Annotated in this window: 14 protein-coding genes; 7 read left to right on the forward strand and 7 right to left on the reverse strand. The window is 44.1% G+C overall.

Annotated features, from left to right (window positions below; translation table 11 throughout):
• Nucleotides 1-40: 40 nt before the first annotated feature.
• Nucleotides 41-538, reverse strand: a complete 498-nt coding sequence (locus CHI10_RS11125; protein ID WP_095244361.1) for a GNAT family N-acetyltransferase — start codon at nt 536-538, stop codon at nt 41-43.
• A 124-nt stretch (nt 539-662) separates the two neighbouring features.
• On the opposite strand from CHI10_RS11125, the gene CHI10_RS22340 reads away from it, so the two are divergent.
• The 4 genes from CHI10_RS22340 (at nt 663) to ltrA (ending at nt 4,587) form a co-directional block, all read left to right on the forward strand.
• Nucleotides 663-806 (forward strand): hypothetical protein, encoded by a 144-nt coding sequence (locus CHI10_RS22340; RefSeq protein WP_175609173.1) that lies wholly within the window; start codon nt 663-665, stop codon nt 804-806.
• A gap of 99 nt (nt 807-905) precedes the next feature.
• A complete protein-coding gene (locus tag CHI10_RS22345) occupies nt 906-1,079 on the forward strand; it encodes a hypothetical protein (protein ID WP_179289012.1) in 174 nt (57 codons plus the stop codon).
• A 152-nt stretch (nt 1,080-1,231) separates the two neighbouring features.
• On the forward strand, nt 1,232-2,743 hold the full coding sequence (gene cls, locus CHI10_RS11130) for a cardiolipin synthase (RefSeq protein ID WP_095244362.1): 1,512 nt from the start codon (nt 1,232-1,234) through the stop codon (nt 2,741-2,743).
• A 584-nt stretch (nt 2,744-3,327) separates the two neighbouring features.
• Nucleotides 3,328-4,587, forward strand: a complete 1,260-nt coding sequence (gene ltrA, locus CHI10_RS11140) for a group II intron reverse transcriptase/maturase (protein WP_095244364.1) — start codon at nt 3,328-3,330, stop codon at nt 4,585-4,587.
• Between the two features lie 281 nt (nt 4,588-4,868).
• On the opposite strand, the gene CHI10_RS22350 is transcribed toward ltrA, so the two are convergent.
• Nucleotides 4,869-5,009, reverse strand: coding sequence for a hypothetical protein (locus CHI10_RS22350; RefSeq protein WP_179289013.1), 141 nt, complete (start codon nt 5,007-5,009; stop codon nt 4,869-4,871).
• Between the two features lie 104 nt (nt 5,010-5,113).
• Here CHI10_RS22350 and CHI10_RS11145 point away from each other — a divergent pair, with 104 nt between their 5' ends.
• The 3 genes from CHI10_RS11145 to CHI10_RS11160 all read left to right on the forward strand — a co-directional run bounded on the left by CHI10_RS11145 (nt 5,114) and on the right by CHI10_RS11160 (nt 8,598).
• The gene (locus CHI10_RS11145; RefSeq protein ID WP_095244365.1) at nt 5,114-6,505 is read left to right on the forward strand and encodes a TldD/PmbA family protein; all 1,392 of its coding nucleotides are present in this window, start codon (nt 5,114-5,116) and stop codon (nt 6,503-6,505) included.
• 1 nt (nt 6,506) lies between these two features.
• Entirely contained in the window at nt 6,507-7,865 is a 1,359-nt protein-coding gene (locus tag CHI10_RS11150) for a TldD/PmbA family protein (protein WP_095244366.1), read from the forward strand.
• Between the two features lie 451 nt (nt 7,866-8,316).
• Nucleotides 8,317-8,598, forward strand: coding sequence for a hypothetical protein (locus tag CHI10_RS11160; RefSeq protein WP_095244367.1), 282 nt, complete (start codon nt 8,317-8,319; stop codon nt 8,596-8,598).
• A 39-nt stretch (nt 8,599-8,637) separates the two neighbouring features.
• Here the strand turns inward: CHI10_RS11160 and CHI10_RS11165 are convergent, their stop codons facing one another.
• The 5 genes from CHI10_RS11165 to CHI10_RS11185 all read right to left on the reverse strand — a co-directional run bounded on the left by CHI10_RS11165 (nt 8,638) and on the right by CHI10_RS11185 (nt 12,533).
• The gene (locus tag CHI10_RS11165) at nt 8,638-8,979 is read right to left on the reverse strand and encodes a DUF3243 domain-containing protein (RefSeq protein WP_095244368.1); all 342 of its coding nucleotides are present in this window, start codon (nt 8,977-8,979) and stop codon (nt 8,638-8,640) included.
• A 65-nt stretch (nt 8,980-9,044) separates the two neighbouring features.
• On the reverse strand, nt 9,045-9,773 hold the full coding sequence (tatC, locus tag CHI10_RS11170; protein ID WP_095244369.1) for a twin-arginine translocase subunit TatC: 729 nt from the start codon (nt 9,771-9,773) through the stop codon (nt 9,045-9,047).
• 14 nt (nt 9,774-9,787) lie between these two features.
• Nucleotides 9,788-10,006, reverse strand: coding sequence for a twin-arginine translocase TatA/TatE family subunit (gene tatA, locus CHI10_RS11175; RefSeq protein ID WP_095244370.1), 219 nt, complete (start codon nt 10,004-10,006; stop codon nt 9,788-9,790).
• Nucleotides 10,007-10,033: 27 nt separating this feature from the next.
• Nucleotides 10,034-11,743, reverse strand: a complete 1,710-nt coding sequence (locus tag CHI10_RS11180; RefSeq protein ID WP_095244371.1) for a GMC family oxidoreductase — start codon at nt 11,741-11,743, stop codon at nt 10,034-10,036.
• A gap of 25 nt (nt 11,744-11,768) precedes the next feature.
• Nucleotides 11,769-12,533 (reverse strand): gluconate 2-dehydrogenase subunit 3 family protein, encoded by a 765-nt coding sequence (locus CHI10_RS11185; RefSeq protein WP_048010514.1) that lies wholly within the window; start codon nt 12,531-12,533, stop codon nt 11,769-11,771.
• Nucleotides 12,534-12,712: the final 179 nt, after the last annotated feature.

Raw genomic sequence — 12,712 nt, forward strand, 5'->3', positions numbered from 1 at the left:
GTGCTATTCTTTTTATCCTGCGGGGAAGCTGCCTCTTATATTATAAAAACAATGCCATCAGGTCCTCATCATAGTACTTGCCATCAATCTTCAGTGCATGCCTCTCCTTGCCGTAAACCTCGAAGCCGAAAGATGCATAAAGCTTTTTAGCAGGTATATTTTCAGACATGACGGCCAGGTGGATTTGTTCCACCCCGTCCCATGAGCGGGCTTTTTCCACAGCCTTGCTGACAAGGCTCTTGCCGATACCATTCTTTCGGGCGGACTCTGTCACGTACATCGCATATATATTGGTGCGGTGCTTCACTTTTAACCCGGTATCTCTCACTAGACTGACAACACCTATAAGCTTCCCGTCTTCAAATGCGCCGTAGTGAAAGGAGTTTTCTGCCAGAAATCTTTCTCCATACACTTCAGGAGGCCTCCCTGCTTCCTCCTCATAGCTTGAACCAAATGCTTCCGGATTCTTTTTTAATCCCTCTAATCTTAACTCTTTGTATATTTCAGCATCATTCGGGCGCAGAAGCCTAATTTCCATCAGGTTCACTCCTTTATTTTTTCCTAATCCTTAGATTCTCTTTACTGTGACGAAATCCTTTAGCAAAATTGTTTTTCTTTGCTGTGATAAGGGAACAGGATAAAAAAGTACAGGAGGGATCAGTATGACTCAGGATAACAACAAGGATTTAAAAGAGATTGTAAAAGGGCAGGATTCCCGGCAGCAGCAAGAACAGTCGTTAAAAGATCAGGAGCGTAAGCCGGATCAGCAAAATCGATTGAAGGACCAGGAGAATATGAGGAAGTAAATTTGGGAGGGAGCTATGAAGTAGCTCTCTTTTTTTTAGGCTGAATTGTAAGGAATGGTTCACGCATATTGAATATACATATAAAAAGGGGGAAGCAGAATGGGAGTGCTGTTTGGTTTAATTATTGCGACTCTGGTTTTCGCCTATTGCATTGACCGCAGAAGAAAGAAGATAAACAATACAATGCAAAAAGGGATCAGCCCAAGTGAAAAACCGGGGGAGAGCTCGAATTATACGATGGGTGATAATCATTATAACGGAGGGGGACAATAGCCATTGCGATATCAGCAAGGCTCTTCTTTTTTTCCCAATCATGCTTTCATAACCTGAAAATGGGAAAAGCTAAGGTTGCCTGGTTTCTATAGGGCATCAAAAAGGGTATAAGGAAAACATACATATTGTAACCTTTTTAGGAGAAGTGGCCTATGAAAAAAAGAAGAGTGGAATCCTTATTTGTATTTATCCTGATTGCATCAGTGTATATGATATTTTTCACGGATGCCGCCTCCCCCATTAAAATCTGTGCTGCCCTGCTTTATGCAGCTGTTATATTTATCAGCGCTATTTCCCTGATGCTCGAGAATCGCAGCCCTAACCAGACCTTGCTGTGGATGTATGTGCTGGTGTTTTTTCCGGTTGCGGGTTATCTGTTTTACTTGTTTTCCGGGCAGCTATATTTGAAGGGCTATTTATTTAAAAGCAAAAGAAGCCGGGACAGAGATGAATGGAAAAGGCTGATGAAAAGGGAAGAAACACCGGATATTTCATTCCTGCAGGACAGCCAGCACTGCTTTGCAAAGTTCGCCAATAATGTGGCCTTGACCCCGCTGAGCACCAATTCACGGGCGAAAATCCTTAAAAATGGCGACGAGACATTTAATGAAATCAAGAAAAAGCTGCGTGAAGCAGAAGAGTTTATCCATATGGAATATTATATTTTCCGGTCTGACAGGCTTGGCAAGGAAATCATCAATATCCTGATCGACAAAGCCAGACAGGGTGTGGAAGTACTGTTTATATTTGATGCGGCAGGCAGCATGGGGATTACATTGGAGGATTTGCAGTCCATGGAGGATGCAGGCATTAAAGTGCGGCCATTTTCTCCGCTCAAGTACGGATTTTTTAATCAGAAATTCAACTTCAGAAACCATCGCAAGATTGTTGTAATAGATGGGAAAGTCGGCTTTGTGGGCGGGCTGAATGTGGGTGTTGAATACCTGGGCGAAAATGAAAAGATCGGTTTCTGGCGGGATACTCATATGCTCCTCAAGGGGGAGGCTGTGTACACACTGCATACGGTATTTCTGTTGGACTGGGAATATGTCAGCAAGGAAGCTGTGCTGGAAGAATACCGGGATGTTAAGTATCCGATTGATGATGATGTGCTTGATGGCGCAGTGCAGGTGGTGGCAAGCGGCCCCGACACACAGCAGGGAATTATGAGTGATCTGTATTATTCAATGATTTCCTGCGCGACACGTTCCATTTGGATTGCCACACCTTATTTTGTCCCTGATGAATCAATTCGTACAGCATTGAGGGTGGCGGCGGCTAAAGGAGTGGAAGTGCGCATCCTGGTCCCTGAGATCAATGACAGCTTCCTGACGCAATACGCAAGCCGATCCTACTTTGCGGAGCTCCTGCGATATGGAGTCGAAATTTATTCCTATAAAAAAGGCTTTCTCCATCAGAAAATCATCATCGTGGACGGAATCCTCGCTTCCATAGGAACGGCGAACATGGATATGCGCAGCTTCCACTTGAACTTTGAAGTAAATGTCTTTTTATACGGCACAAGCTCCATCCGCGATCTTGTCGCCCATTATGAAGAGGATCTGGAGGAAAGTGTGAAATTAAGTCCCGTCCAATATTACAAACGCGGATTGGCGGAAAGATCCAAGGAATCCATCGCCCGGCTGTTTTCCGGGGTGTTGTAAAAAAGTGCCATTGGGGTGGCGCTTTTTTTTGTGGTGCGCCCGGCATGGGTGCAATCTATAGGGTGCAAGTCCCGAGCCACGAAGGCAGTAGTAGTGGTTAGCTTAACGCAAGGGTGTCCGCGGCGACGCGGAATCTGAAGGAAGCGAGCGGCAAACCTCCGGTCTGAGGAACACGAACTTCATACAAGGCTAGGTACCATTGGATGAGTTTGCCACACAAAACAAAGTCCTTACTGCCGAAGGTGGTACAGAGTAAATGGAGCAGATAGATGGAGGGAAAGATTGCACTCTTACCCGGGGAGGTCTGGTTGAAATGCCAAGTACACTTGGTAACCTATCTAGCAATAGATAGCTGAACAATCAGAAGTCAGCAGAGGTCATAGTACCTTACCTACTCGAGACGGTAAGGGAAGGACTGAACAATTAGGAAGAACGAGAACTAGGCATATAATTCCTGTGTAGAAGCAGACAATCCAAAAGGACTTACTTGAAGGAGGAAGTGGTGAATCCACAGGGGACTTCAAGAGGGTGGAGCAGGAACAACATAATTAGACTTCTACGTTCACGTCGAAAGGAAAAATCACATGTTAATGGATCTGATTCTGTCACGGGAAAACTTAATAGAAGCACTTAAACGTGTGGAGAAGAACAAAGGAAGTCACGGCATAGATGGAATGTCCGTAAAATCCCTACGAAGACATCTCTATGAAAACTGGGACACCCTATGTGACTCTTTAAGGAATGGTACCTATCAGCCTAACCCAGTCCGTCGAGTCGAAATCCCGAAACCGAACGGTGGAGTAAGGTTACTAGGAATACCTACCGTGATAGACCGGTTCGTTCAACAGGCTATCGCTCAAGTTTTAACCCCGCTTTTTGACCCAACCTTCTCAGAACATAGTTATGGGTTCAGGCCAAATCGAAGAGGCCATGACGCAGTTCGTAAAGCAAGGGGATATATAAGCGAAGGTTTCAGATGGGTGATAGACATGGACTTGGAGAAGTTCTTTGACAAAGTGAATCATGATAAGTTGATGGGAATATTGGCAAGCAGAATCCAAGACAGATTGGTCTTGAAATTAATACGGAAATATCTCCAAGCAGGAATCATGATAAATGGTGTAGTCTACGATGCAGAAGAAGGAACACCACAAGGAGGTCCCCTGAGCCCTCTTCTTTCGAATATCCTTTTGGATAAGCTTGATAAAGAGTTAGAAAGGAGAGGTCACAAGTTTGTCCGCTACGCCGATGACTGTAATATCTACATGAAATCGAAGAAAGCTGGAGAACGTGTGATGAACTCGATTACATGTTTTATTGAGCAGAAACTAAAGCTCAAAGTGAACAGGGAAAAATCAGCGGTTGACCGCCCGTGGAAACGAAAGTTCCTTGGCTTTAGCTTTACGATTAATAAGAAACCGAAGGTTCGAATAGCCAACGAAAGTATTAAAAGGCTTAAAGCTAAAATACGAGAGTTAACCTCCCGTTCCAAATCCATTCCCATGGAAGTTAGAATTGAGAAACTAAATCAATACCTAACGGGATGGTGTGGATATTTTGCATTAGCCGATACACCAAGCAAATTTAAAGAATTTGATGAGTGGATTAGGAGAAGACTTCGTATGATTGAATGGAAACAATGGAAGAATCCGGGGACAAGAGTAAGAAAACTCAAGGGCTTAGGTGTTCCAGACCAAAAGGCATACGAATGGGGAAACTCCAGAAAGAGATATTGGAGAATAGCCTCTAGTCCGGTTCTAAACAAAACCCTCAATAACTCTTATTGGAGTAATCGAGGGCTCAAAAGTCTATATCAAAGATATGAATTTCTACGTCAAACTTAATTGAACCGCCGTATACCGAACGGTACGTACGGTGGTGTGAGAGGTCGGGGGTTAGTCACCCCCTCCTACTCGATTGGAGGGGTGCTGGTTTTTTAATCTGCAAATAGATGAGGGGACTTGCAAATAGACCAGGAGAAATTGCAAATAGATGAGGAGGACTTGCAAATAGAATAGGTGAATTTGCAAATAGATAGGTAAAATGCAAATAGAGTCCCCGAACCTGCAAATAGATAGGTAAAATGCAAATAGAGTCCCCGAACTTGCAAATAGACCAGCCAAAATTACAAATAGATGAGGAAACCTGCAAATAGACCAGCCAAACTTGCAAATAGATAGGTAAATGCAAATAGATTCCCAGAACCTGCAAATAGACCCACCCACGTACAAGCAGCTCCCCCATTTACGTCTCCAGACCGAGGCATAATCATCCTCCTTATTGGTCAAAAAAGGAAAAAACCATACTAAAATAAAGATCAGTACGGTATGATTAGAATAGTTTGAAAAGTTAGATAGAAGGAGGGTCACTATGCTTTCACAATCAGTCATTCAGGATGTTATTACGGCAGCTCTGGCTACTGGCGGGGATTTTGCCGAAGTATTTGTTGAGGATCGTTTCACCAATAACCTTGCGCTTCAGGGCGGGAAAATTGAGAGCAGCTTATCAGGCCGGGATTACGGGATCGGCATTCGCGTGTTTAAGGGGCTGCAGAGTGTGTATGCTTACACAACGGATGGATCAAAGGAAGGTTTGCTGAAATCTGCGGGCAATGCTGCCCAGGCAATCAGTGGAGAAAAAATCATTCAGCCCGTACAGCTGCAAAAGGAAATTATTCCGGCAGCGCATCACATATCTCTGAATCCGCGCGAGGTGGAGAAGCTTCGTAAAGTAGATGTCATGAAAAAGGCATACGAAATTGCGAAGAACTATCACAGCAGCATCCAGCAGGTTACGGTCAGGTATTTGGATGAAGAACAGAATGTGCTGATTGCAAACTCCGAGGGTAAATTTGTTGAAGACCGCCGGGTGCGAAGCCGTCTTGCCATTCAGTCGATTGCGGCAGAAGGAAGTCAAATGCAGCCTGGATTCTATGGACCTGGAGCCCATAAAGGCTTTGAGTTCATGGAAAATCTGAATCTTGAGCATTATGCCAATGAAGCATCCCGCATTGCCGTTACGATGCTGGGGGCAGACCCTTGTCCAAGCGGGAAGTTCCCTGTGATCATTGATAATGAATTCGGCGGGGTTATTTTCCATGAAGCATGCGGACATGGTCTTGAAGCTACATCTGTAGCAAAGGAAAACTCTGTTTTTGCAAACCGGATCGGTGAAAAAGTGGCCTCGGATGTCGTTACATACATTGATGACGGCACGATTGCGAATGAGTGGGGATCGATTACGATCGATGATGAAGGCGAAAAGGCGCGTAAAAATGTCCTGATTGAAAATGGAATTTTAAAAGGTTACTTGATTGATAAATTCGGGGGCCGCAGAATGGGCATGGAGTCGACAGGATCGGGAAGACGGCAGTCGTACCGCTTTGCTCCGACTTCGAGAATGACCAATACGTACATTGCAAACGGCAAGTCCACTCCGGAAGAAATCGTCTCAAATACAGAGTATGGAATTTATACAAAATACATGGGCGGCGGCCAGGTCAATACCACAACGGGCGATTACAACTTCGCCGTCATGGAGGCGTATCTCGTAAAAGACGGGAAAATCGGCAAACCGTTAAAAGGTGCTACTTTAATAGGGAATGGCCCGAAAACGCTCCAGCTGGTTGATATGGTGGGAAATAATCTGGACCATGGTGCTGGCATGTGCGGTTCACAGAGCGGAAGCATTCCTGTCAATGTTGGCCAGCCGATGATCCGCGTAAGCGAAATGACTGTTGGCGGAACAAAAGGGGGCGAATAATATGAATCTGCATGAATTTAAGGAAAAGCTATTTACTCTTGGAGAGCAGCATGGTTTTACAGATATGGAGCTTTATTATGAGAGAGAGGAAAAGTTCGCCTGCGAGCTTTTCAAAGGCGAAATCGATTCCTACGACACTTCCGAAGTGTTCGGAACCTCCTTCCGAGGCCTTTACGAAGGCAGGATGGGCTATGCTTTTACAGAAAAACTGGATGAGGAGTCCCTGTCTTTTCTGATCGAGAATGCGAAGGAAAACTCTCAATTCATTGAAGATGAAGTGCAGGAAGAAATCTTTGCCGGCAGCAAAAAGTATGAGGCTGGAAGCTACTATTCAAGCAGTCTTGCGGAAGTTACGATTGCTGAAAAAATAAATTTGCTTAAGGAAATAGAAAAGCACATCTATGCTTATGATGAGCGGGTAACCGGGACAGATTATTTTATGCTTCGCAGCGGTGAAACAGAAAGGGTCCTTCTCAACAGCAAAGGCCTGAGCCTCAGCGAAAAGAACAATCATGCCGGCATTTATGTATCAGTCATCGTAAAGCAGGGAGATCAGGTAAAAAATGGCGAATACTCCAAGTTTACGAGAGACTTTTCGATCTTGAATCCGGAGGAAATTTCCAGGCATGCAGTAGAAGAAGCATTATCACAGCTGGATGCAAGGAGTGCTGAAAGCAAAAACTACCCTGTGCTCTTGAGAAACGATGCAGCCGGCGCCCTGCTGCAGACATACATCCCGGTTTTCTCAGCGGAAAACACCCAAAAAGGGCAATCGGCTCTAAAGGGGAAAACGGGTGAAAGCATTGCTGTGGCGTCATTGAATATAGTAGATGATCCATTTTTAGAAGAAGGTCTGCTCAGCTCGAATTTTGACAGTGAAGGGGTTGCCGCTGCCAGGAAAGATATTGTGAAAGACGGCAGGCTTATTACCTTGATGCATAATTGCAAAACAGCACAAAAAGATGGTGTGGAATCGACAGGCAATGCCTATAAAGCTTCTTATAAGGGTGCTTTGACGGTCGCTCCAACGAATCTTTACGTCAATCCATCCGATCAGAGCTATGATGAGCTGGTATCTTCGCTCTCAGAGGGCATCATCATAACCGAATTATCCGGCCTCCATTCCGGTGCCAATACTGTCTCAGGGGACTTTTCCATTGCGGCTAACGGCTATTATGTCAAAGACGGGAAAGTGCAAAATGCCGTAAACCAAATGACGATTGCCGGAAACTTCTATGAACTGTTAAATAAAATTGAAGCCATCGGTTCAGACCTGGAATTTTCATTGGGCTTTATGGCCACAGGCTACATCGGCTCCCCATCTCTCTTAATCAGGGAGCTGGCTGTGACGGTTGAATAAATAAACGGTATGGCACACCACTTCACAGGTGGTGTGCTTTCTTCATTATGTGGGAAGCAGGATAAACTTTAAAATATGCTAGATAAATCTTAAGATATGTTAGATAAAACTTAAAATATGTTAGATATATCAAAAGGGTTGCAAGATATATTTATAAATTTATCAGATATAAATAATAAGCTGAAAAATCAGCAGGGAAAATAAAGGAATTTCTTTTTGGAAATAGAAAAATTGCTGATTAACAATAATAGGAGGCAAATAGATGAAAACCCTATGGAGAAATCGGGGAAGGGATTTTGCGCCAGCATGCCATAAGAGATGGAAGGCCGGTGGATTTGACCTACTATGCCATTCTGCGTGAGGAATACACCGGGTAAGGGAGCCGCTGTTTGAATCGCACTCCACAATATGTTTCAATAGAAGCAAATCCTTTTTAAACATGGAGGTTCATGTGCGGATCATTGCTTCCCATCCTTTTATTACAGTCAGCAGGAAGATTGACTGGAATCAGCAGCAATACATTGAACAGGAGCTTTTTCTTCACTTATTTGAGGATCACATCCTGTCGCCATCAGAAAAGTTTCTACTTGATGAAGTTTGGGATATGTCATACAGAAATTCCAGCTGCGAATTTGGTTTCCTCTATCTTCATACCAATCGGGGTGTGTTTTCTTTTCAAGTAAAGTCAGAGCCGAGTCACTTTATAAACCTGTATAGAGATCTTAAAAAGTAAAAGCCGGAATTGTCACGAACAACAATTCCGGCTCTATTATTATGCCTGCTCTGTCAGGCGTACAAGCATATGTGCGAGCTTATGCCTTTCTTCATCATCTCCGACTTTCCATAACTCCTTCAGCAGCTGTTCTTCACGGTTTTTTGGCTCCACATTTTCAGCGAGGTAGCCAGCTACTTTTTCGGCTGTTACGGCAAGCTGTTCCTCATTTAATCCCAGCTTTTTTCCAAGCTCAATTCGTTCCGCCAGATAGCTCTTAAATTCATCGAAGCTGCTTAAAATATCTTCTGCTCGTTCATTGGACATCTTGTCCATTGCGTTTTTAATATTTTTGGAATCCAGTTCACCATCTTGTTTGATTACATGTTCTTGTTCATTCATTTTAATAGACCTCCAAAGGATTGTTTTCTTATTAAATATCCTTTTAGAAGGAGAATTAAACTCTTTTAGATTTCACTGGATGGTGTTTCCTGAACAGCTTCTAATTTCCTGAATTTTACTTTTGACATAATAACGCCAATTTCATACAGCCCGATAAGAGGCACGAGGACTAGAACCTGTGAAAATAAGTCTGGCGGTGTGATGAGAGCTGATACAACGGCCATGATCAAATAAGCGTATTTTCGCATTGAACTGAGCATAACTGGGGTGACAACACCAATCGTTGTCAGAAACAATAACAGCAAGGGCACCTCAAACAAAAAACCAAAAGGAATGGTCGACATCAGGAGAAAAGAAAAATACTCCCTGGCCGTGATCATCATCGCAAAATGTGATTCACCCAATAGCATTAAAAACTGATAAATGGCAGGGAAGATAATGAAAAATCCGAAGCCAAGCCCGCCGATAAAGCTGAAAAGAATTGCCGGGAAAAACATTAGAGATACTCTGCTTTCTTTTTGCGTTAATGCAGGCTTCACAAACAGCCAGATCTGATAGGAAATAAAAGGAAGCGAAAGCCCAAGGCTGATGCTTCCTGCAATTCCTGTGTACAGCTTAATGACATCCAGCGGTCCAAGCATAACCAGCTCATGATCGTTTGCGAGCATAGGGATCAGCCGGTTGATGAAAAACAGACATAAGGCAAAGCTGACAACAAAGAAAATCAGAGATCGAATCAGCACTTTTCTCAGGTCTGTTAAATGTTCTACAAGGGTTTGTTCGTCCGTTTTCATTCTAAACCCTCCTGTTAAAGCGGTTTATCCTTCCGGTCAGCCGTTTCAATTGAACGTGTTTTTGAATCAGGTTCATCATCATCGCTCATAATATCTCTGGCTGATTTTTTGAATTCTGATAAGGTCCTTCCAAATGCAGACCCGATCTCAGGAAGCTTTTTAGGACCAAAGATAATTAAGGTGATAACCAGGATGATAATCAATCCGGGTATCCCGATATTTGAAAGCCCCATGATGTTCACTCCTTATTTTAAATTTTCTTATGCAAGCAGTCCGCCTTCTTTGCTGTATTTGATGATTCCTTCAGCAGCACGGTAGGCGAGCGCCCCAACGGTTCCTGTCGGATTATATCCTCCGTTGTGAGCGAATGCGGAGGCACCAACGACAAAGACATTCTCTGCATCCCACATTTGGAGGTAGTTGTTTACGGCTGATGTTTCAGGCTCAGCCCCCATGATGACACCGCCTGTATTGTGTGTCGTCTGATAAGGGACGATATCGTAATGCTCCAGCTGCTGCCGGTCGTTAATTTTTGACGGTCCCATTTCCTTCATGATGTTGTCTGTGATTTTTCCAATATAGTTATAAAGGTTCTTATCCTGTTCCGTGAAATCATATGTCAGACGAAGCAGGGGAAGTCCGTAAGCATCTTTATAAGAAGGATCGAGATCCATGTAATTGTGCTGCACAGGCATGGACGCACCCTGCGTGCCAATGCTTAATGCTCTTGTGAAATACTTGATGGAGTTCTCCTTGAATTTGCTGCCCCATTTCGGTGTGTCAGTCGGAACCATATTATATTGAATTGGCCGGTATCCTGACTGGTTGATAGAGATGGAGCCGCCATGGATAAAGCCGAGATCCGAGTGGTCAAAATTGTCTCCATTGTAATCATCCACCGTTGCACCGAGGGCACCGGCACCCATGAATGTGTTAAATTGCTCTTCATCAAAAAAGCCCGCTGACCCGGGAAGGATCTGATAGCAGTAGTTCTTCCCGATCACCCCTGATCCTGTATCAGGATTGTATGGGCGCCCCAATTTGGATGTCAGCAAGAGGCGGGTATTATTCATGACATAGCTGGTCAGAATAACCATTTCAGCCGGCTGAATGAATTCTTCTTTTGTCTGGACATCCACATAGCGCACACCGGTTGCTTTTTTGCCGTCGTGAATAATTTCCGTTACATTCGCAAAGTTCCGGATATCCACATTGCCCGTTTCTTTTGCAAACGGAATAACGGCTACAGTCGGATCAGCCTTTGCTCCATATTCACAGCCGAAGCGTTCGCAAAACGCACAATACTGGCATGCGGCCATTTTGGCGCCATATTGGTTTTCATAAGCCTCGCTCATATTGCCGGAGGGCATCTGGTAAGGCTTCATTCCCAATGATTTTGCTGCCTTTTTAAATCTGGCTGTTATGGGTGTTTCCTTCATTGGAGGGTTTGGGAACGGATCCGCTCTTTTTGGCCCAAGCTCCGCTTCTTCTCCGCCAATACCTGCCGCCTTTTCAAATTCGTAAAAATAAGGCTCCAATTCATCGTATGTAATGCCCCAATCCTGAACTTGAAGACCTTTAATCTTGGCTTCGCCATATTTTTTAACCGTCTGTGACTTGATTTCAAAATCATAAGGGAGAAAGCGGAAAGTATGCCCATTCCAGTGAACACCGGACCCGCCTAAGCCTTCGCCCAGCAAAAAGGACCCAAGCTGGCGCATCGGAAGCGCTCGTTCCTTCCCCTGATTGCGGAACGTAATCGTTTCTTTAGAAAGATCCTGCATTAATTCATAGCGGATTCCATAGCGCAGTTCATCATGGACCACATAGTAGTCCTTGACACCCCGCTCTTTTCCGCGCTCCAAGCCGACAACTTTTAATCCCTGTTTCCCCAGTTCCGCTGCAATGATTCCGCCGGCCCATCCGACTCCTACAACGACTGCATCCGTTTTTGGTAATGTTTTCGCCATTTTTACACTTCCTTAAAAGATAGTACTATTTCGTATATGAATGGAGACTGTTCGGTTTAATTTTCACAAATTTTTCAGACTCAATCTGATTGATATAGCTCATTTGATGGCCAGGAAAGTCTTTCATTTTCCAGCCTTCCATATTTTTGTTTCCGGCATAAGCAGGATCTGCATAGACACCTTCAATGGTGGCGGCCCGGAGAATATTAAAGAAAGTTCTTGAAGTAACACCCCGGAGCTTCACTTTATCCTCTTCAAAGGCTGTAAGAATTTCATCCTGCTGTTCGCCCTCCAGTTCAGCAAAAGGCTTCTTGAATTTTTCATTGCTGTAAGTCTGCAGGGCAGCAAGTCCGACATCAAATACTTCATGCCGTTTTAAAGGGGACTGGTAACCCTGAAAGTTCGACCCTGGAAAAAACGGACCCTGCATATATTCCCTTGTATTGTTGCCCCATGAGCCAGCAAGCTGGTGGTCGATAAAAAATGGGACATCCAAATCATTGGCACCGGGGCCATTTTCATCCTTTGGATAAATTCTCTCAACGGCTGCCTGCAGGATTCCGAATGTCTCGGGATTAGTGAAATATAAAGGCGACTGCTGATAGGCAACCTGATCATGCCCGTTTGTATGAGCATTCTCTTCCGTTGCTGTACCGTCTTTATTCATGTTTGCACCAATTAAGCCGCCAAGAATACCGCCTCCTACTAAACCGCCGGCAACTAATCCGGAATTGCGGATGAATCTTCTCCGGGACATGGTTGATTCTTGTTTTTGTTCATGTTCAGACATTTATATGGAAACCTCCTTTTATTTGCCATTATGGAGAAAAATATACTTGTCTAAACAGTTTGATAGAATTATTTTTTGGAATATGAAAAGAAGAGAGGAGAAAAGGGGGTTTTTATCGCAGTCTAACGGGCAGTAAGCCCCCCGCTTCAAGACTCAGAGGAATCAAAGGAGGATAAGCG

Origin of the sequence: Bacillus sp. 7894-2 (assembly GCF_002272225.1) — a bacterium.
Taxonomy (GTDB): Bacteria; Bacillota; Bacilli; order Bacillales; family Cytobacillaceae; genus Cytobacillus.

Excerpts from the sequence above, each read along its gene's own strand:
- tatC (WP_095244369.1), bottom strand. The coding sequence starts at position 9,773 with ATGAAAACGGACGAACAAACCCTTGTAGAACATTTAACAGACCTGAGA.
- ltrA (WP_095244364.1), top strand. The coding sequence starts at position 3,328 with ATGTTAATGGATCTGATTCTGTCACGGGAAAACTTAATAGAAGCACTT.
- CHI10_RS22345 (WP_179289012.1), top strand. The coding sequence starts at position 906 with ATGGGAGTGCTGTTTGGTTTAATTATTGCGACTCTGGTTTTCGCCTAT.
- CHI10_RS22350 (WP_179289013.1), bottom strand. The coding sequence starts at position 5,009 with ATGCCTCGGTCTGGAGACGTAAATGGGGGAGCTGCTTGTACGTGGGTG.
- CHI10_RS11165 (WP_095244368.1), bottom strand. The coding sequence starts at position 8,979 with ATGAATGAACAAGAACATGTAATCAAACAAGATGGTGAACTGGATTCC.
- CHI10_RS11150 (WP_095244366.1), top strand. The coding sequence starts at position 6,507 with ATGAATCTGCATGAATTTAAGGAAAAGCTATTTACTCTTGGAGAGCAG.
- cls (WP_095244362.1), top strand. The coding sequence starts at position 1,232 with ATGAAAAAAAGAAGAGTGGAATCCTTATTTGTATTTATCCTGATTGCA.
- CHI10_RS11125 (WP_095244361.1), bottom strand. The coding sequence starts at position 538 with ATGGAAATTAGGCTTCTGCGCCCGAATGATGCTGAAATATACAAAGAG.
- CHI10_RS11185 (WP_048010514.1), bottom strand. The coding sequence starts at position 12,533 with ATGTCTGAACATGAACAAAAACAAGAATCAACCATGTCCCGGAGAAGA.
- tatA (WP_095244370.1), bottom strand. The coding sequence starts at position 10,006 with ATGGGGCTTTCAAATATCGGGATACCCGGATTGATTATCATCCTGGTT.
- CHI10_RS11145 (WP_095244365.1), top strand. The coding sequence starts at position 5,114 with ATGCTTTCACAATCAGTCATTCAGGATGTTATTACGGCAGCTCTGGCT.
- CHI10_RS11180 (WP_095244371.1), bottom strand. The coding sequence starts at position 11,743 with ATGGCGAAAACATTACCAAAAACGGATGCAGTCGTTGTAGGAGTCGGA.
- CHI10_RS22340 (WP_175609173.1), top strand. The coding sequence starts at position 663 with ATGACTCAGGATAACAACAAGGATTTAAAAGAGATTGTAAAAGGGCAG.